This window comes from Clostridium drakei, from assembly GCF_000633595.2.
GTDB classification, from domain to species: Bacteria; Bacillota; Clostridia; order Clostridiales; family Clostridiaceae; genus Clostridium_AM; species Clostridium_AM drakei.
Genome location: NZ_JIBU02000019.1, coordinates 90,161 through 110,969, shown reverse-complemented (window position 1 = coordinate 110,969; position 20,809 = coordinate 90,161). Strand labels below are relative to the sequence as shown.

Here is a 20,809-nt window from a genome sequence, read left to right as displayed (position 1 = left end):
TGATACTCTCCTTTGTTATTCCAGCAATTCATTTATTATGCTTAAACCTTTTTTCATAGCTTCCTCATCTGTTTGTGAAAAACTAATTCTAAAATATTTTTTACCTTCTGAAGGACTTTTATAAAACAAAGTGCCCGGAGTAATTAACACCTTTCTATCTTTAGTCTTTCTAAACAATTCAATAGAATCAACATATATAGAATCTTTTATTTTCAAATAGAAGTTAAGTCCTCCCCCTGGACTTATAAAATCCACTTTATTTTCCAAGTGTGATTTTATACACTCCTCCATCAATAAATATCTATTTTTATATATGTGGTTTAAATTATTCATATAATCTTTCCACAATCCCTTTTTTATATATAAATCTAAAGCTCTTTGCATAAGACTAGATGTGGATATATCTGTATTTATTTTTGAGTTTTCAATACTCTCTTTAAATTCCATAGGAGGTATCAAATATCCTATTCTTATACCCGGTAAAAATATTTTCGAAAAACTTTTTATATATATTACCCTATCATTTTTATCCAAGCTTTTAAAGCTCTTATATTTTATACTATGATCATAAATTAATTCTGCTAAGTAATCATCTTCTATAATGTAAAAGTCATAAATCTCTGCTAAATTTAAAATTTGTTGTTTTTTTTCTATACTATAACTCATTCCTGTGGGATTTTGAAAATAGCTCATAGTGTAAAAACACTTAATATTATTCTTTTTCAATATTTTTTCAAATTTATCTACATCTATTCCATCTTTTCCTATAGGAGCTTCATATATATTGGCTCTTCTCCACTTAAAAACAGATAAAGCTCCACTATATGTAGGCTTTTCAACTATAACATTATCATTGGTATTTATAAGAGCCTTAGATACTATATCTATGCCCTGTTGAGCTCCTGATACTATAAGTATATCATCACTTTTAATTTTTTTATTCCAGAAAACTTCACTTATACTTTCCCTCAGTCCTTCATATCCTAGTGCTTCTTGATATATAAGTGCTTCAGCACCATCTCTATCCAATACTTCATTTAATACATCCTTAAAAGATTGCACTGGAAAAAAATCATTACTTGGAGTTTCACCAGTAAAATCTACATATTCCTTTACCATTTTTCCAGATATTTTTTTTAAAGCCTCTGAATATTCCTTTTTAAAATTTTTAGTTATATCTTTCTTTTTAGCATAAGTTCCACTTCCCATTTTCTGTACAGCATATCCTTCATTTTGAAGCCTTTTGTATGCATTTACTATTGTTACATTATTAACATTTAGAAATTCTGATAAGGATCTTATTGAAGGAAGCTTTTCGCCATCTTCAATTTTATTTATATCGATTAATCTTTTTATATGTCTAGTAATAGTTATATATTTAGGAATTTCTCCCTGCATGCTTACAAAATACTTATCCATAATGACACTTCCTTATAATTTCATATAATGAAAAATAAACGAACTTAAATTTCTCTTTACCTAAAACTTAAGTTCGTTTATGCATTCTCTAATAATAAAATTTTATATAAAGTATACATTTTCCTTAAATAAAATTTCTCCTTTTTCGCTTTTATAATCTCTACTCTCTCTTTTTATTAATTTTTTTCTCCAAAGTTTATCTAATATTTCTTCCATATTTATTTCATAATTATAAAACAATTTATCGTTCTTTATGTTTTCAGCACTTAAGAAACTGTCTTTTTCTCGCATGTAATTTAATAATACATTACTCACATTTCTTATAGAACCATCTACATTCTTTTGTAAATAGTCTAAAATATAATTTATAGTTTCTTCTTTATTAGCTTCATGAAAAAATAACTGATCCACGCATTTATTAAAATCATCATTTAAATTAATAGCCATAGTAACTGCATCTTTACTTATCATATATCCTGAAAAATTCACATAAAGTTTTGCATATTCTTCCACACAGCGCACAGCAGCAATATATGCTGTATATATACTATCATTGTGCAAATACTTTTTGCATACGCCTAAACTTTTTAACAAATTTCCCAAATATACCATATTCCATATTTCTCTATCCAAATCAGGATAGTACCTTCCATTGTCGTATTTAGTAGTAATTTGTATGTCTTTAGAAAATACAAGTCTGGATGAAGCAAGTATTCTGTGTATGAATCCACCTTTCAAATCTTCTTCACATATTTGCAGAAACTTACTCTTGCTCATTAATTTGATATGAACTGGAACTTCTTTTTCTTCTGTATATATATTTTCTATATCCGGATGTTTCTTGTCTAATATGACAAAAAGATCTATATCGGATTCATCCCATAAGTCACCAGTAACCATACTTCCAAATACCATAACTGCAAGTGCTGAATCATTCGATTTTAATCTTTCAATTATATTATTAAACGCTTTCTGATATTGTAAAATACTTTTTTCCATTTGATATATAACACCCCTTTAAAAATTAGTAAAATCAAAAAAGTTAATTAAATTAGAATTTAATAAAAATTTAATTTTTTTCTTATTATATAATAAATTTCAGTATAATTACAATACCAGAAAACGTTTCTGAATAATTTGTTTAAATATTTATAGATTAATTTTAGAAATTTTTATTCTTTTTATACTATTGCATTCTATACATTTAAATAAATGCATACAATAATCAATTCCATCATTTATATCCAACTGGCCTGCATAAGAATCTGTATACTCTTGTACTCTTCCCATATCCTTCATAGTACCTTTACATTTTTCACATTGTAAATTTATCATACTTAATCCATTACATATAGGACATACCTTCTCCAATAACTTTCACTCTCCATTTGATATATTTTTATTTAAATCATATATTTTTCACATCTATTGTAAACTTCATCATCTGCTAAAGCACATATATATGTTCCATCTTCCCTATATTCTTCATTCTTAACCTTTGAATTTCTATGTAAAAATGCTACCATAGCTTGCTCTGTATAAGGTATAAGGTATTCTGCCTCTTTTAATGTATATGGTAAAAATTCACTTACTTCCTTAAGCAATAAATCCAAATTATACTCTTGCTTTGCAGAAATACATACAATTTCTATTTTGTTATATTTCTCTTTTATTTCTTCTATTCTCTCCTTAGGTGCTTTATCAATCTTATTTAACACTAACATCATAGGCTTGTTATTTACTCCTAGTTGCTCAAGAACGTTATTTACTGCACCTATTTGTTCTTCCGCATAATCTGAAGATATGTCTACTACATGTAAAAGCAAATCTGAATAAATAACTTCTTCGAGTGTAGATTTGAATGCCTCTACCAAATCATGAGGAAGCTTTCTGATAAACCCAACTGTATCTGTTACAGTAATTATTCTACTATCTGAAAGTTCTATAGCTCTGGTAGTTATATCTAATGTTGCAAAAAGCATATCAGCTTCAAAAACCTTTTCCTTATGAATAGCCTCCTTAGGTATGGCAATTTCACATAGCTTGTTTCTTAAAGTAGATTTTCCTGCATTTGTGTATCCAACTAAAGAGACCTTTGGTAATTCATTTCTTCTTTCCCTTTGAGTTTCTCTTACTTGCTTTATTTTCTTTAATTCCTTAATCAAATCATATATTTTTTCTCTTATATGTCTTTTATCTGTCTCAAGCTTTTTCTCTCCTGGACCTTTAGTTCCTATACCTCCACCTGTTCTAGAAAGTACTGTTCCAAGCCCAGATAGCCTTGGTAATCTGTATTTCAATTGTGCAAGTTCTACTTGTATTTTTGCTTCTCTGCTTCTTGCTCTAGTTGCAAAAATTTCAAGTATCAATGTTGTTCTATCTATAACCTTTGCTCCTATGTTTTCTTCTAAATTTCTTACCTGTGAGGCTGAAAGTTCATCATCAAAAATGATAACATTAGCAGAATATCCCTGCCTTAAAAGCGCTATTTCATCAACCTTTCCCTTACCTACATAAAAAGCACTATCAATTACATTTCTTTTTTGTAGAACTTTATGAACAACCTTTACATTACATGCTTTAGCAAGTTCTTCAAGCTCATCTATACTTTCTTCACTTTCCACTCCAACCAAAATAGCTCTTTCACTATCATCATCTATTATATTTTCATCCTTTATTATGTCTTCAATATATTTTATTCTATCTAATATATTAAATTTAATTCCATCATCTATGTTAAGAGGTTTTGTTGATTCCGCTACAAATAAATCATTTTCTATACCGCAAAATCCTAAAGTCATATCTGTATACTTACTATCATCAACTCCAATGGCAACAATACAATCCAATTTAAGCTTTATGAGGGCAGATATATCTATAGCTGAAAGTCTTGAATTACCATTTGGATGGGTGTGTATTATTCTAACCTGTGATAACTTTCTTTCTTTTATATCTATTTCAGGAATTTCTACAGTACTGCTGTCACCTATAGCTACACTTATAACTACTCCTTTTCTGTTTATCCCTACACTAACTTCTCTGTTAAGATATGTTGTAACATCACATAATAATTCTATTAATTCTTGAGTACAAACACTATCCTTAGGCATTTTCATTTCATAAACTTTATCTAATCTTACTAATATAGAACTTTTAATACCTTCTATATTTCCATATATCATATTCATCACTCCATAATCTTATTATTTCTACAAATTATAAACTTATCCTTTAATTATCATTTATATAAGCATTTCTTTTACTTAATTCTAATAATACAGCTGTAATTCATAATAAAAACACATTGCATAGCATAATTCTTAAATTACAAACTTAGTAATATATGCTTTTACTTGACAACTTTCATATAATTTTATACTATAAAATCAACGTTGTAAATATGTATAGGGTTGGAGGATCATAATGGAAGACAAAATTAAAAAAATACTAATCAGTAAAGAAAAAATAGCTGACAGGATACATGAATTAGGTAAAGATATAACTAAAGAATATAAAGATAAAAATCTTTATGTTTTATCGCTTTTAAGAGGAAGTTTTATATTCGCTGCAGATATAGTGAGAGAAATAGATCTTCCTACAAAAATAGGCTTTATGACAACTTCAAGTTATGGCCATTCTGAAGTTTCTTCTGGATGTGTAAAAGTTGTAAATGACATTCAAGATGATATTAAAGGCTGCGATGTCCTTATTGTAGATGATATAATTGATACAGGTATAACAATGGATTTCGTAATAGGACATATAAAAGCTTTAGGTGCTACTAGTGTTAAATGTTGTGTTCTTTTAGATAAACCTGAAAGAAGAAAATTAGAATTAAAACCTGATTTTTGTTGCTTTGAAATTCCTGATGTATTTGTAGCAGGTTATGGATTAAATTATGGAGACTATTACAGAAACATTCCATATGTATTCAATTGGGAATAAAAATTTTATAATTTAAGATTTGAATTTTCTTTTTTAATTAAGAGTTAAGAATTAATAAATCAAATTATTTATCATTAATAATTTTAAAAATAATGAACAAAAATTCGCTAACGTGAATTTTATTTTTATTTTATCATAAATCAAAGTTTTCTTAACTCTTAACTAAATAACTAAAGAATATGTTTATATCATATCTATTCACTATTTATAAGTTTAAAACTTATATTATCTAATCATAAATTAATAACATCTATAATCTCATAAATTATTATCTCAAAAGTAGGTACTTATTTTTTAACACATCTGTCTTTATCGTAACTATCATCACCATCGTTATATTCTTACATAATTAATATATTTGTATTATCAATTTGTTAACAATATTATTGATATAATATCTAGTATAATTATTAAAAAAAGTATAATATATAACTTGCATAGTTTCATTGACTCATATGTAGAGAAATATTCCTTTTAATTAAACTCTATCTAAGTCTAAAAATAACTTAAATGTATTTTTTTTCTAAATTAAAGTTATATTTCATTAATATTTTAATTTATGTTATAATAATTTAAAATTATTAATTTTAAAACTAAGAATTAAGGAGGACAACTATGAGCAAAAGGCCGAAAAAAGCTGTTTCGAAAAAGACTCGTTCGAAAAATGCTTTTAAGACTACGCTGATTACTATATTAAGTTTATTTATATTAGCATCTGTTGCCTGTTTTGGAGTAATTTTAGCTATAATACAAAATGCTCCTCCATTAGATGTAAAACAAATTCTAACTTTAAATGAACCATCTATTTTATATGACAACAAAAATCAGTTCATGGATGTAGTTGTAACAAACGAACAAAGAACTGTTATAAAGAATAAAGACATACCTCAAGATTTGAAAAATGCCTTTGTAAGTATAGAAGATGAAAGATTCTACAAACATGGCGGTATAGATTTAAAAAGAATAGCAGGGGTAGCACTTATAGATGTAAAAAATAAAATTAAAAGGCAATCTGGAGTACAAGGAGCTTCTACCATAACTCAGCAATTACTTAAAAACACACTTTTATCCTCTGAAGTAACCTTTAAGAGGAAACTTCAAGAGATGTATTTAGCAATACAACTCGAAAAAGAATTAAGTAAAGATCAAATACTTGAAGCCTATATGAACACAATATATTTAGGTGGAAGAGCATATGGTGTAGAAGCAGCTTCTGAACAATATTTTAACAAAAAATCAAAGGATTTAAGTTTAGTTGAATGTGCTTTTATTGCAGGAATGCCACAAAGTCCTTCTGTGTACTATCCCTTTTCTACTTCTGCGAAAAAAAATCCTTCAGTTTACTTAAATAGAACTGGAACTGTGTTAAAAAAGATGTATGAAAACGGATATATAAATGAGGAACAATTTAATAATGCTATAAATGATTTAAACAATAAAAAGCTTGCTTTCCAACCTCAGACTCAAATTAGCAACAAACTTAATTTTGAGTGGTATACTCTACCAGCCATAGATCAAATAAAAAAAGATTTGAAAAGGCAATATCATTATACTGATACTGAAGTGCAACATCTTCTTATGTATGGTGGATTAAAAATATATACCTCAATGGATAGAGATATACAAGCAAGCACTGTAAGTGCTATAAATTCAGATAGTATAATTGGTGCTTCTTCAGATAAAAACGGTATAACCCAACCTCAAGCTGCAGCAGTAGTTATGGATTATCATTCTGGAGAAGTAAAAGCAATTGTTGGAGGAAGAGGCGATCAACCTCCTAGATCCTTTAATAGAGCTGCTTCTGATAATTATTTAAGGCCTTCTGGATCCAGTATAAAACCTTTAACAGTATATGCTCCTAGTATTGATTCAAAACAAAGCACAGCAGCTACTGTTATAGATGACTCTCCACTATCAAATGATCTTGCTCAAAAATATGCTTCTAATGGAGATCCTTACAATCCACAAGATGATGATAGATCATTTATGGGCAATATTACTATAAGAACTGCAATAGCTAAATCAAGAAACTTAGTAGCTGTAAAGCTAGAAGACCTAATTGGTTTAAAAACAGGTATTGAATATGGTGAAAAATTTGGTTTAACATTAGATGCTCATGATAAATCAAGTATAGCTGCCTTATCTCTAGGAGAATTACACCGTGGTACCAACCCATTAACTATGTCTGCAGCTTATGGTGTTTTTGGAAACAATGGTAATTATACCGCTCCAAAACTTTACACTAAGGTTTTGGATAGAAATGGTAAATCAATTTTAGAAAACAAAACTTCAACAAGAAAAGTACTTTCACCAGAAAGCGCATATATAATGTATGACTTATTAAAAGGACCTGTAAGTCCTGGCGGAACAGGCACAAGTGCTAATTTCGGAAGCATGCCTGTAAGAGGTAAAACTGGTACTTCTGGAGATAATAAAAATTTTTGGTTCTGTGGACTTACTCCTTACTATTCAGCTGCTGTATGGATAGGTAATGATGATGCCTCTGTTTGTGAAAATGGTTCAAGTAATAAGGCAGCTGCTATATGGAGTGCTATAATGCAGCCAGCACATGAAAATCTATCTGCAACTGATGTACAAATGCCATCTGGAGTTACTACCGCAAACATTTGTCAAGATTCTGGCAAATTAGCTACATCTTCATGTTATGGCGATCCTACAGGGAATAAAACTTATAATGAGTTCTTTATACAAGGTACAGAGCCTTCACAGTATTGTAATTATTCACACTCTGGTTTTAAAAATAATCCTTTTTTTAATCATGATGATAATAAAGATAAAAACAATACAAATAATAAACCTGCAGATAACAATAAAAATAATAATACTACAGACAATACTAACAATAACAATACTAATAATGGTACTGAACCTAATAATGAAAACACTAATACACCTAATACTAACACAGACCCCAATAGCAATGGAAGTAATGTTATAAATCCTAAAAAACCTACTATAATAAATTAAAAGCGAATATTTCGCTTTTATTTTTTTTGAAATTAACTTTCTTTTTTCTATTACTATCATAACAAGCAATCATTTAAAAATACAACATTTTTAGTGTCTATTAAAATAGAAAATAGGATACAACATTGTATCCTATCCACTTAAATTTTCTCTCATTACTTTCAGAACTTTTTTTTCAATTCTTGAAACTTGTACTTGACTTATTCCAAGCATTTTTGCTACTTGTATTTGAGTTTTATCCTTAAAATATCTAAGCATAATAATTTGTCTTGATTTCACATCTAAATTTTTCAAGGCTTCCTTCAGTGCTATTCTGTCCACCATTTCACTATCTCTATCACTACTTTCACTTAATTTGTCAATAAGTAGAACAGGTGCACCATCATCTTGATGTATAGTATCATATAAATATTGAAGACTATTAGAAGATTCCATAGCAAATATAATTTCTTCTACACCTATCCCTGAATACTCAGATAACTCTTCAATAGTTGGATCCCTGCTAATCTGTTTTGTTAAAGCCTCCTTTGCATAATGAAGTTTTTTCGCAGTGTTTTTCACACTTCTACTTACCTTTATCATACCATCATCTCTTATAAACCTTTTTATTTCTCCTAAAATCATAGGTACTGCATAAGTAGAAAATTTTACGTTATATTTTTCATCAAAATTATTAACAGCTTTAACTAAGCCCATACATCCTATTTGAAATATATCTTCATATTCATATCCCCTATTTAAAAACTTTTTACTAATAGCAGAAACTAAAGGCAAGTTAACTTCTATTAACTTATTTAATGCATCTTTATTCCCATTTCTAGCATACTTTATGAGTTCCAAATTGTCCTCATAATTATAATTTGCTTTTTTTAATGCTTCTTCACCCATATTATTCACCTAACTTAAAGATTTAAAAACTTTCTTCATTATTAATCTTGTCCCTTTATTTTTCTCAGAATATACTTCTAGACCATCCATAAATGTTTCCATTACTGTGAAACCCATACCAGACCTCTCTAAATCTGGTCTTGATGTATACAATGGCTGCATAGCAAGCTCTATATTTTCTATACCTGCTCCTTCATCCTCAACTATTACTGTAAACTCTTTTTCTTTAATATAAGCCTGGATTTTTACTATACCTTCTCCTTTTTCATAACCATGAATAATAGAATTAGTTACTGCTTCTGATATTGCAGTTTTTACATCTGCTATCTCTTCTATGGTAGGATCAAGCTGTGATGCAAACGCTGCTACTGCAACTCTTGCAAAACTTTCATTTTCTGATTTACTTACAAATTCTATTTTCATCATGTTATCATACATTTTTTAATCCCCCCGTTATATATTTTCAACTGCTTCTTCAATATTTTTGTAAAACTTGATTATTTTAAATATTCCAGATAACTCAAATACCCTTTTTACTGATCCCCCAGCTTTTGTAATACATATAATTCCTTTTTTAGACATCAATTTTTTGTATCTACCAATAACTACACCAATCCCTGAACTATCCATAAAATTCACATCTGCAAAATCCATTATTAACTTTCCAATATTATCTCTGTCTAACCTATCATCTATTTTGTTTCTTACTTCCTCTGCACTATGATGATCCAATTCTCCAGACATATGAACTATAAGCTTATCATCCTTACTTTCAAATTCCAAATACATATTATCTTCGCTCTACTAAGATTAATTTAAATAATATCTACTTGCCAAAATAATCTTAGCGTTAAAGGCTTTCCTTTAACTTTAATTTACCATACTACTCTTATGGCGATTTGTAGTATGACTGTAAATCGTATTTTCAAATAAATTTACAGTATATGCATATTTGCACAGTCTGAGCAAGACGCTCTTACCCCCCTTCTATTTTTTAATTTTCTTTGAAATAACTTTAAAAATTATATCACATACCTATTTAATATTCTCTATTTGGAATTATTTTCCTCCTATTTTTCTTATATTTTTATTATTTATTTTTACCACATTATACATTTTTATACATAGCAATTGTCATTTTATAAAATCACTGTTATAATATTATTTGCTGGATTCGAAAATGATATTTTTAATTTGGAGGTATGTATTATGGATATGTGGTTAAAAGAAGGTCAAATAGAAAATGCAGCTATGACCTACAAAATAAAGGAAACTCTTGTTAGAAAAGAAACTGAATACCAAGACTTAGCTATAGTTGATACATATAGTTTTGGAAGAATGCTTTTACTGGATGGTATAGTTCAAACAACTATAAAAGATGAATATGTATATCATGAAATGATTGCTCACATTCCTCTATTCACTCATCCAAATCCTAAGAAGGTACTTGTAGTTGGAGGCGGAGATGGTGGTGCTATAAGGGAAGTTTTAAAACACCCTTCAGTAGAAAAAGCTGTTCTATGCGAAATAGATAAAGAAGTTATCAATGAATGTAAAAGATTTCTTCCTGAAATAAGTTGTGCATTAGATGATACAAGATGTGAAATCTTCGTAGGTGATGGAATCAAATATGTTCACGAACACAAAAATGAATTTGATGTAATAATAGTTGATTCTACTGATCCATTTGGTGCTGCTGAGGGATTATTTGGAGGAAGCTTTTACAAAGAAATATATGATTGCTTAACTGAAGACGGTATATTTATAGCTCAAACTGAAACACCTTTTTACTTACCTGAAGTAGTAAAGCGTGTTTATAATGATGCAAATGCTGTATTTCCTATAACTAAATTATTTATGGCTGGTATACCTACTTACCCAAGTGGATTTTGGAGTTTTACTGTAGGTTCTAAAAAACATGATCCAGAAACTGCTGATTTATCAAATTCTATAGATATAGATACTAAATATTATACTAAAAAACTTCACAAAGCTTGCTTTGTATTACCAAAATTTGTTGAAGACTTAACAAAATAAATAATTATTTACTGAATTTTTGTAAATACAATTTTAACTTAAAAATAGCACATATCTAAATATTATAATATTTAGACATGTGCTATTTTTAAATTTTTTTCTTTCGCCAATCATCATTAAATTCTACATTATTTCAAATAATATAAAAGTTGAAAATTGTTACTATTGCTCTAATCATTTTTGCATGTATACATTTACATTCATTCACTTTAATAATCTACAAAAATTACATCTTTTACTTTTAATCTATATATTGCAATGGATATTCATCTATGATAAAATAATTACCAACACTCATTTAGTCTGAAAAATGAAATTAGCAGAACGAAATTATTCAATTGTGCGTGCTGCTTATACACAAATATTACAAGGGGGCATTTATTTACTATGAATAAGAATAATTTTCCAGAAAAACAAGGATTATATGATGCTGCTATGGAAAAGGATAGCTGTGGTGTTGGCTTTATTACAAATATAAAAGGCATTAAATCACATTCTATACTTAAACAAGGTCTTCAAATACTAAAGAACCTAAAGCATAGAGGCGCCGTTGGGGCCGACGCCAATACTGGAGATGGTTCAGGTATTACTATTCAAATACCTCACGATTTTTTTAAAGAAGAGGTTAAAAAATATAAAATTCAACTTCCTACAACAGGAGATTATGCTGTTGGAATGATTTTTTTACCTAGAGAACCAAATGTAAGGCTTTTTTGTCAAGGAATTTTTGAAAAAGTATTAAGAACTGAAAATCAAAAATTACTAGGCTGGAGAGAAGTTCCTATAAATGAAGATGCTTGTGGCGAATCTGCCAAAGCTACCAGACCTGTGATTATGCAGGTATTTGTAGATAGAAACAATCAACCTGATAAAGTGTTTCGACAACAACTTTTAATAATAAGGAAACAAATACAAAATTTAATTAACAATTCTAAAAGAACAAATACAGAAAGTTTTTATATTTGCAGTTTATCACATAGAACAATAGTATATAAAGGATTAATACTAGGATATAGATTAGAAGATTTTTATTTGGATTTACAAAATAGCGAAGTAAAAACTGCAATTGCCATAGTTCATGAAAGATATAGCACTAATACTTTCCCATCATGGCAACTTGCACAGCCTTTTAGATATATAGCTCATAATGGTGAAATCAATACTATACGTGGGAATATTAATAAGATGAATGCTAGAGAAGGAGTTATGTACTCTAAAAGTTTTGGTGAGAATTTTAAAAAAACTTTACCTGTTATTGAACCTGGCGGAAGCGACTCTGCATCACTTGATAATGCTTTAGAGCTATTTATTGAAAATGGATATTCTTTAGAATATTCACTGATGATGCTTATTCCTGAAGCATGGCAAAAAGACTTTTCAATGAACACAGATAAAAGATCTTTTTATGAATATCATGCTAGATTAATGGAACCTTGGGATGGTCCTGCAACTATTGCTTTTACTGATGGTATCAAATCAGGTGTAATACTAGATAGAAACGGATTGAGACCAGCTCGTTATGTTATAACAAAAGATGACCTAGTTATTATGTCATCAGAAACTGGTGTAGTGGATATTGATTATAACTCTATAAAAGAAAAAGGTCTTGTAGAACCAGGTAAAATATTTTTAATTGATACATCAAAACAAAAAATTATTTCTGATGAAGAAATTAAGCAATCAGCATATAAGTCAAAACCTTTTACTGAATGGATTAAACGAAATAAACTAACACTTGATAATATAAGACAAAACTGTGAAACTAAATCCATAAGAACAGAAACTCTACTATTAAAGCAAAAGGTATTTGGATATACTGAAGAAGAATTAAGAAAAGTAATCGCTTGTATGATTGATAATGGCAAAGAGCCTATTGGATCCATGGGAATGGACATTCCCCTTGCAGTATTGTCTAATAGACCACAACTTATATTTAATTATTTTAAACAAGCCTTTGCTCAAGTTACTAACCCACCTATAGATCCTATAAGAGAATCTATGGTAATGTCTTTAACTCAATATATTGGAACTCATGGAAGAATTGTTGACGAAGTTGAAACAGAAACAGATAAAAAATATATTGAACTTAAACATCCTATACTTTCTAATAGTCAACTGGAGGACATTAAGCATCTTGATGAGGATGATTTAAAAGCAATTACACTGCCAATTATTTTTGAAACAGATCGTAAGGATGGATTAGAAGAAGCTCTTACTTATCTATGTAAGCGTGCTGAAGAAAGTATTTTAAAGGGCTATAACATTTTAATATTAAGTGACAGAACCATTAATTTATACTATGCTCCAATTCCAAGTTTGTTAGCTCTAAGTGCTGTTAATGCTTATCTTATAGAAAAGAAATTAAGGACTTCAGCTGACTTAATAGTTGAAACTGGAGATGCTAGAGATGTAATGCATATGGCTCTTCTAATAGGTTATGGAGCAAAAGCTATTAATCCTTATATGGTATATTACACTATTTCTAACATGATAGAGAATAAAAAATATATAAAAAATATAAGCAGCATACAAGAAGGTTTTAAAAACTACTGCAATGCAATTTCTTCAGGTTTATTAAAAATTATTTCAAGAGTAGGTATTTCTACATTGCAGAGTTATAATGGTGCTCAAATATTTCAATGCATAGGATTAAGTGAAAATGTAATAAATAAATATTTCCCTCATACTCCTACAAGAATTTCATGTATTGAATTAGAAGATATTGCAAACGATGTTATACAAAGGCACTCTTCTCCATGCGAAAACAGCTATGATTTAAGTAAAAATACACATCACATTTTAAATCCTATAGTGGTAAAAAAACTTAGAAAATTATCTAAAAATAAAGATTTTACTCTCTATAAGGATTATTGTAAAGATGTAAACGAAAAAGTAGATGAAGCAATAACTATAAGAGGACTACTAAAATTTAAAAACAGAAAAAGTATATCTTTAGAAGAAGTTGAATCTATAGAAAGTATTTTGAAACATTTTACAATCTCTGGTATGTCCTTTGGTTCTTTAAGTAAAGAGGCTCATGAAACTATAGCCATTGCTATGAATAAAATTGGAGCTACTAGCAACTCAGGAGAAGGTGGAGAAAATTCCGATAGGTATACATTAAAACCTAATGGAGATGATGCTAAAAGTTCAGTAAAGCAGGTTGCTTCAGCAAGATTTGGGGTAACTACAAATTACCTCGTAAACTGCAATGAACTTCAAATTAAAATGGCACAAGGCGCAAAACCTGGTGAGGGAGGCCATCTACCTGGAAGTAAAGTAACAAATGAAATTGCTAGAGTTCGTCATTCAATTTCAGGCATAGATTTAATATCTCCTCCACCTCATCATGATATATATTCTATAGAGGATTTAGCTCAATTAATATTTGATTTAAAAAATGTAAATCCAACTGCAAGAATTGGAGTGAAATTAGTATCTGAAATTGGTATTGGAACTGTTGCTGCTGGAGTAGCTAAGGGGCATGCCGACGTAATTATGGTCAGTGGCCATGATGGTGGTACAGGTGCTTCTCCAATAAGTTCTATGAAATATGTAGGACTACCATGGGAATTAGGTCTTGCAGAAGTTCAACAAACATTATTGTTAAATAATTTAAGAAGTAGAGTTACTATTCAAGTAGATGGAAAATTGAAATCAGGTCGCGATGTTATTATTGCTGCCTTGCTTGGAGCAGAAGAATATGGTTTCGCTACAACTGCCCTTATATCCCTTGGATGTATAATGTGCAAACAATGTAATTTAAATAGATGTCCTGCTGGAATTGCAACCCAAGATCCTGAACTTCGTAAAAAATTTAAAGGTACTCCTGATCATTTAATTAATTATTTAACTTTTATCGCTCAAGAAGCAAGAGAGTTAATGGCTAAATTAGGCTTTAAATCACTAAATGAAATGATTGGACGAGTAGATATTCTTGATGTTGAAAAACCACTTGAAGGTAAACTAAAAAATTTAGATTTAAATCAAATATTATACAAACCTGAGCTTCCATCAAGTATCATAGGAAAACATGTAATTGCTCAAGATCATAAAATAAATGAAGTACTAGACAAAAAATTAATTGAAATGTCAAAACCAGCTTTAGAAAATGGTATTAAAATTGTTCATGTTTTCAGTATTAAAAACACAGATAGAACTGTTGGCGCTATGCTAAGTGGAGAAATTGCAAGAAAATATGGCAATAAGGGGTTACCTGATAACACAATTGCAATCAATTTACAAGGTTCTGCAGGCCAAAGCTTTGGTGCCTTTCTCGTTAAGGGTGTAACACTAATTCTTAATGGAGATGCCAATGATTACGTAGGAAAAGGTCTCTCTGGTGGAAAAATTGTATTAATTCCTCATGCAAATTCTTCTTTTGATCCTAGAGAAAATGTTATTGCAGGCAATACCATACTTTATGGGGCAACCTCTGGTAAAGCATTTATTCATGGAAAAGTAGGTCAAAGATTTTGTGTAAGAAATAGTGGAGCTGAAGCTGTAGTAGAAGGTATTGGTAATCATGGCTGTGAGTATATGACTGGTGGAACCGTAGTTATTTTAGGACCTACAGGAAGAAACTTTGGAGCTGGAATGAGTGGAGGAATAGCCTACGTTTTAGATGAAAAAAGTGACTTTATAGATAAATGTAATGGAAAAACCGTAGAAGCAACACCAGTTAATAGTTCTAGAGATATAAGTAAGTTAAAGGATCTTATAAATGAGCATTATCAATTTACTAATAGTCAAAAAGCTAAAGATGTCCTTGAAAATTTTGAAGCTTATTTAAAGAAATTTTTAAAGGTAACATCCCCTATTTATGAAAAACAATTAAATTTAAAAGAACTTGTTCAAGTACACAATAAATAGTTATCCTTCATTTTAATAAAATGTTTTATATGATATCCAAAAATTAGAACAGCAAATGCTGTTCTAATTTTTTATAACTATTATTATATTATAAATCATGCAACTCTTATCTTATTTAATGTAAAACTTTACTATTTCCTACATAAGCTTCATTCCATGAATCCCTAAACACGTATTCTCCAGCACTTTTTGCAGCATAATGACCTTTTTCTTGTTTTATTTCTCCTACAGGTGTAATTCCAACAATTCTATATTTTTCAGGTATGCTTAGTGCACGTCTTACTATATCTTCATCCAAGGCTGCTATCCAGCAAGTACCATAGCCTTCCTCAGTAGCTGCAAGAATAAAATGCTCCATAGCAATAGCTCCATCTACTAGATAATATTGCTTTCCATCCACTTCACCTGACTTATCAGGATCAGCTACTACTACTGCTGCTATTGGTGCTTCTTTAATAGCCTTTCCAGCTTCATCAGTTTCATTTCTTACAGCATTAGCTATAATATCCTTTTTATCCTTGTCTTCCACAATAATAAATTTATAGCATGAGGAATTCTTCCATGAAGGAGACATCATTGCTGCATTAATCATTCTATCTATTTTATCTCTGTCTATAGTAGTACTTTTAAATTCTTTTATACTAGTTCTATTTTTTATAACATCATAAAATTGCATAAACTCCACACTCCTTTAAATATAGCTTGTGTAAATAACATATACATTATTCATAAGTTATTACTTACATTTAGTGGATTGCTTCATCTGCTAATATATGCTAACTATTTGCTTTTATATTTAATAACTTCCAATAAAAATTTAGGTATTGAACCAAGCCTCTTGACTCTAAAAGGTTCCTTAGCTACCCTATATAACCATTCTAATCCTAACTTTATCATCCAATTAGGTGCTCTTTTTACTTTGCCTGCAAATACATCAAAACTTCCACCAACACCCATAAAAACCTTGCAAGGCAATTCTTCCATATTTTTTATAATGAATACATCCTGTCTTGGTGATCCCATAGCGATGAATAATGCATATGGTTTTCTAGCTTTAATATCATCTATTAAATCATTACAATTATTTAAATCAAAATATCCATTATGACTACCACTTATATTTAATTTAGTATATTTACTTTGAAGTTTCTCCATACACGCATCCAATATTTCTTGTTTAGCACCAATTAAATATATACTTTTACCTTCTCTTTCGCATTTTTTTACTATTTCTTCCATGAGCTCTATACCTGCAATTTTTTCCTTTACAGGATTTTTTACAACTTTAGAAGCCAGTACAGTTCCAATACCATCTGGAATTATTATAGCCCTGTTGCTAGTAAAGTTCTCAAATAACAAAGGTTCATTAAGACCATTATATAAAACTTCTGGATTCCCTGATATTATATTAACCTTTTCAAACTGCTCCACATACCTCATAAGTTCTTTTATCGTTCCATTAAAGACATTATACTTTAATATCCTAGTAAACATAGCATTCCTCCAAAATCAATATTTTACCTTACCATCTTTAAGCTCATTACTTCCTTTCAGATGCCTTATAGACATTAATCTCAATTCTTTCTTTTTAAAAAAATTAAGCAGGCATATTTACCTACTCAATTTTCTAAATTCAAACATTTAATTAATATTTTTCTACATAATGATTCCACAAATAAGCATAATCTCCAAAAGTTTTATCCTTTGTTATTTCATACAAAGCATCAAGTAATGTAATATGGCATCCATAATAACTTAAATTAACTGTAGGTTTTATTCCAGGCTTAGTCAAATACCCCAAATCGTAAGTCACAAATCCTCCTATATCATAATATGGAAGTATGTATTTCAAAGTTTTTAACCCTTGTTCAAAATAAAACTTAGCCTTTTCTTGAACTTCCTTATTTGCATCTAAATTAGACCAGTCATATATCCCTATCAACGTATACATATGCCCATTTAACGTATATGATTGAGGTTTTGTTACATACAATTGAAAGAATATATAATCTTTCAGTGACTCATCTAATCCACCTAAATTATCCATAACACCACCATTTGATATATTAGTGGTTAAAAATTTAAATATATTATTTCCTGCATTAATATACTTTTTATCACCTGTTAAATGGTAAGCTCTTGATAATACACTTAGTGCTTGACCTTGAGCCATGGCTGATACCCATCCTGGTTTAAATTCTTCATCACACAAATAATGCTTGTAATTAAATTCATACCTTAATGCTCCATCTTCATCAATATTATTTATAATCCAATTTGCCCCATTTAAAAATTGATTTTTTAAATATACTTTATTTTCATCTTGTGCATTTAAATATCTATTGTATGAACTAAGGGTATATTGCTCTATAGTAATTGGATTGTAATAAAACTTACCTGAATACTTTAACATAGGAAAACCCATACCATCGAATAAAATATCATTTTCAGTTGAATAACTTGAAACATTTTCTATATACAAGTAATTTCCAAATGTATTATAACATCCTATTCTTTGATATTCATATCCCGATTTCGCATATTCATTTTGATAATTTTCTACTGAATCAAATTGTTGTGGCAAATTAATTCTGCCATTTATAGTCTTTTCTCCTCTTTTTGAAAGTATCATACAAACATTTGCTTCATCTTTTATAATCTGTGATATATCATTTGTTTTTATTATTATATTATATCCATATATAGCTCCATCAAACTTTCCATTAAGTTGACTTCCTTTACTCCAACTCAATATTACCTTAGCTCTATTGTTTAATTCTTGAATAAATCTTTCATCTTTTGGATACAGTTCATGTGCTTCTGAAAGAATCTTTATTGCTTTATAAGGTTCTGAATAAGAACATTCACATATTAACTTATAATACTCATCTGCAGAATTTTCATAAGCATGCACATAAGCACCTTTTAATGAAAAAACTGCAATAAAACAAATGATATATATGATTTTTTTTAAGTGTTTCATTAAAACCTCCTTGTCTAAATTACCTTTACAATATCACAAATTAAAATGCACCTTCTTTTTTAAAAACTGAAAATATAGTTTTAAATAAAATTTTTATATCTTCCCATATTGAAAATTCTTTTATATATGTTAAATCATAATATACTGTTTTTCCTAACTCAATTTCTCCTCTTCCACTTATCTGTGCTAAACCCGTTATGCCAGGAGGCACTAAAAGCCTTTGTCTATAAGCTTCTGGATAAAATCTGACTACATCTGGTATTTCTGGTCTAGGACCTACCAAACTCATATTTCCAAAGAAAACATTAAACAATTGTGGAATTTCATCTAAGCTTGTTTTTCTTAAAAAAGCTCCTGATTTAGTGATTCTGTTATCGCTTCTACTTTGAAAAACAAAATTCTCCAAATTAGTTGGGTCTATATCTAATTCTCTTTTTTTTTCTGCATTTACAACCATAGTTCTAAATTTATATATAGTAAATTCCTCCGCATCTTTGCCCACTCTAACCTGTTTAAAAATAGCTGGCCCTTCTGAGTCCAATTTAATCCATATAGTAAGTAATATAAATATAGGAGATAACACTATTATTCCTATCAATGATAAAACTATATCTAATATTCGCTTAAGAAAAAATTGAAATTTTTTATCTTTTATGTGTTTCTGTATATCTATTTTTATATTTTCCATTCTCAATAAAAGCCTCCTTAATAATTAATCTACAAATATATAATATATCATACACAACAAAAATTTACAATATTTTTAAGAAATATCACGGATAAACACATGAAAATTTATAATCTCTTATTTACCATATAAATTTCGAAATGAGTTCTATCATTATTATATTTTTATACCTTTTAACATAATTTTAAAAATTTTTATCTTTTACTGTTTTAGCTATTTTTATTGTACCACTTATAAGTTTTTCTGTTTCTATATTTCCAAGTAATTATAGATTTTCAAGACTATATTTTTTTGCTCTGTTATAATTCTAAAACAATACAAAAACATTCTTCCTTTTATCATATAGTAATGTACCCTTTATTCTTTACCTATAAATTTTGTTTTTAAATTAAAATAGGTACCTCTTAAGAAGTACCTTCATTCATTCATTATAGTGTTTTAGGTCCACTTTTACCACTATTATCATTCCAATATGCTTTAGGTGGTTTGCCTTATTAATTTCTTGGTGACACCTTGAAGTTATCCCATCTAGCATAATATGATGTATACATTCCAGCCTTACCTTTAGTTATTGAATAATCTATAACGTTTTTGACAATCCTTCCATATCCCCTTCTTTATTGTTCTAAATGGACTACTTATAGTTCCTTGATTACTATCATTACCATTAGTTGAAACATAATATATGTTACTGGCACTTGCTTTTACTTCGTTTATTCTTATAGCTATTGTAAAAGTAATGGCAAAGATAATAATAAGCCAAATAGATTTTTTGTTAAGCAATTTCAAATTCAAAATAATTCCCCCTAATTTTCTACAATTAAATTTATAACATTTTATCCTTAAAACACATATATTGCAATAATATAACATTTATGTTATATTATATACATAAACGTTTTAATTGTAAATACTTGTATAATTTAAAAATACCATATCAAATTAGATATAAAAAATTCAAAAAGCTTGTAAAGATATAAAAGAAAGTA

General features: G+C 28.9%; 16 protein-coding genes. 4 read left to right on the top strand and 12 right to left on the bottom strand.

Features of this window, described 5'->3' with window-relative positions; all coding sequences use genetic code 11:
• Positions 1 to 15: 15 nt before the first annotated feature.
• From pdxR to hflX, 4 genes are all read right to left on the bottom strand, one after another.
• The gene (pdxR, locus tag EG57_RS0210430) at positions 16 to 1,419 is read right to left on the bottom strand and encodes a MocR-like pyridoxine biosynthesis transcription factor PdxR (protein WP_032077156.1); all 1,404 of its coding nucleotides are present in this window, start codon (positions 1,417 to 1,419) and stop codon (positions 16 to 18) included.
• A 102-nt stretch (positions 1,420 to 1,521) separates the two neighbouring features.
• Positions 1,522 to 2,418, bottom strand: a complete 897-nt coding sequence (locus EG57_RS0210425; RefSeq protein ID WP_032077155.1) for a nucleotidyltransferase domain-containing protein — start codon at positions 2,416 to 2,418, stop codon at positions 1,522 to 1,524.
• A gap of 150 nt (positions 2,419 to 2,568) precedes the next feature.
• Complete coding sequence (locus EG57_RS0210420) at positions 2,569 to 2,790, bottom strand: hypothetical protein (RefSeq protein WP_032077154.1); 222 nt, start codon at positions 2,788 to 2,790, stop codon at positions 2,569 to 2,571.
• 32 nt (positions 2,791 to 2,822) lie between these two features.
• Positions 2,823 to 4,601 (bottom strand): GTPase HflX, encoded by a 1,779-nt coding sequence (hflX, locus tag EG57_RS0210415; protein ID WP_032077153.1) that lies wholly within the window; start codon positions 4,599 to 4,601, stop codon positions 2,823 to 2,825.
• A 241-nt stretch (positions 4,602 to 4,842) separates the two neighbouring features.
• On the opposite strand from hflX, the gene hpt reads away from it, so the two are divergent.
• Both hpt and EG57_RS0210405 read left to right on the top strand, forming a co-directional pair.
• A complete protein-coding gene (hpt, locus tag EG57_RS0210410) occupies positions 4,843 to 5,364 on the top strand; it encodes a hypoxanthine phosphoribosyltransferase (RefSeq protein WP_032077152.1) in 522 nt (173 codons plus the stop codon).
• A gap of 615 nt (positions 5,365 to 5,979) precedes the next feature.
• Positions 5,980 to 8,352, top strand: a complete 2,373-nt coding sequence (locus EG57_RS0210405; protein WP_032077151.1) for a transglycosylase domain-containing protein — start codon at positions 5,980 to 5,982, stop codon at positions 8,350 to 8,352.
• 132 nt (positions 8,353 to 8,484) lie between these two features.
• Here the strand turns inward: EG57_RS0210405 and sigF are convergent, their stop codons facing one another.
• The 3 genes from sigF to spoIIAA are packed head-to-tail and all read right to left on the bottom strand — an operon-like array spanning position 8,485 to position 10,029.
• Complete coding sequence (sigF, locus tag EG57_RS0210400) at positions 8,485 to 9,240, bottom strand: RNA polymerase sporulation sigma factor SigF (RefSeq protein WP_032077150.1); 756 nt, start codon at positions 9,238 to 9,240, stop codon at positions 8,485 to 8,487.
• A gap of 9 nt (positions 9,241 to 9,249) precedes the next feature.
• Complete coding sequence (gene spoIIAB / locus EG57_RS0210395) at positions 9,250 to 9,678, bottom strand: anti-sigma F factor (RefSeq protein WP_032077149.1); 429 nt, start codon at positions 9,676 to 9,678, stop codon at positions 9,250 to 9,252.
• A 15-nt stretch (positions 9,679 to 9,693) separates the two neighbouring features.
• Positions 9,694 to 10,029, bottom strand: coding sequence for an anti-sigma F factor antagonist (gene spoIIAA, locus EG57_RS0210390; RefSeq protein WP_029163610.1), 336 nt, complete (start codon positions 10,027 to 10,029; stop codon positions 9,694 to 9,696).
• Positions 10,030 to 10,449: 420 nt separating this feature from the next.
• Between spoIIAA and speE the strand changes: the two genes are divergently transcribed.
• Complete coding sequence (gene speE / locus EG57_RS0210385; RefSeq protein WP_032077148.1) at positions 10,450 to 11,277, top strand: polyamine aminopropyltransferase; 828 nt, start codon at positions 10,450 to 10,452, stop codon at positions 11,275 to 11,277.
• A gap of 387 nt (positions 11,278 to 11,664) precedes the next feature.
• Positions 11,665 to 16,149 (top strand): glutamate synthase large subunit, encoded by a 4,485-nt coding sequence (gene gltB, locus EG57_RS0210380; RefSeq protein WP_032077147.1) that lies wholly within the window; start codon positions 11,665 to 11,667, stop codon positions 16,147 to 16,149.
• A 115-nt stretch (positions 16,150 to 16,264) separates the two neighbouring features.
• Here gltB and EG57_RS0210375 read toward each other — a convergent pair whose 3' ends face one another.
• The 5 genes from EG57_RS0210375 to EG57_RS0210355 form a co-directional block, all read right to left on the bottom strand.
• Positions 16,265 to 16,825 (bottom strand): nitroreductase family protein, encoded by a 561-nt coding sequence (locus tag EG57_RS0210375; protein WP_032077146.1) that lies wholly within the window; start codon positions 16,823 to 16,825, stop codon positions 16,265 to 16,267.
• A 104-nt stretch (positions 16,826 to 16,929) separates the two neighbouring features.
• Positions 16,930 to 17,643, bottom strand: coding sequence for a WecB/TagA/CpsF family glycosyltransferase (locus tag EG57_RS0210370; protein ID WP_032077145.1), 714 nt, complete (start codon positions 17,641 to 17,643; stop codon positions 16,930 to 16,932).
• Between the two features lie 151 nt (positions 17,644 to 17,794).
• Positions 17,795 to 19,132 (bottom strand): D-glucuronyl C5-epimerase family protein, encoded by a 1,338-nt coding sequence (locus EG57_RS0210365; protein WP_052037830.1) that lies wholly within the window; start codon positions 19,130 to 19,132, stop codon positions 17,795 to 17,797.
• 40 nt (positions 19,133 to 19,172) lie between these two features.
• Positions 19,173 to 19,820 carry a sugar transferase gene (locus EG57_RS0210360; RefSeq protein ID WP_200880541.1) on the bottom strand — a complete coding sequence of 216 codons (648 nt, stop codon included), beginning with the start codon at positions 19,818 to 19,820 and terminating at the stop codon, positions 19,173 to 19,175.
• Between the two features lie 564 nt (positions 19,821 to 20,384).
• Positions 20,385 to 20,615 carry a hypothetical protein gene (locus EG57_RS0210355; RefSeq protein ID WP_032077143.1) on the bottom strand — a complete coding sequence of 77 codons (231 nt, stop codon included), beginning with the start codon at positions 20,613 to 20,615 and terminating at the stop codon, positions 20,385 to 20,387.
• Positions 20,616 to 20,809: the final 194 nt, after the last annotated feature.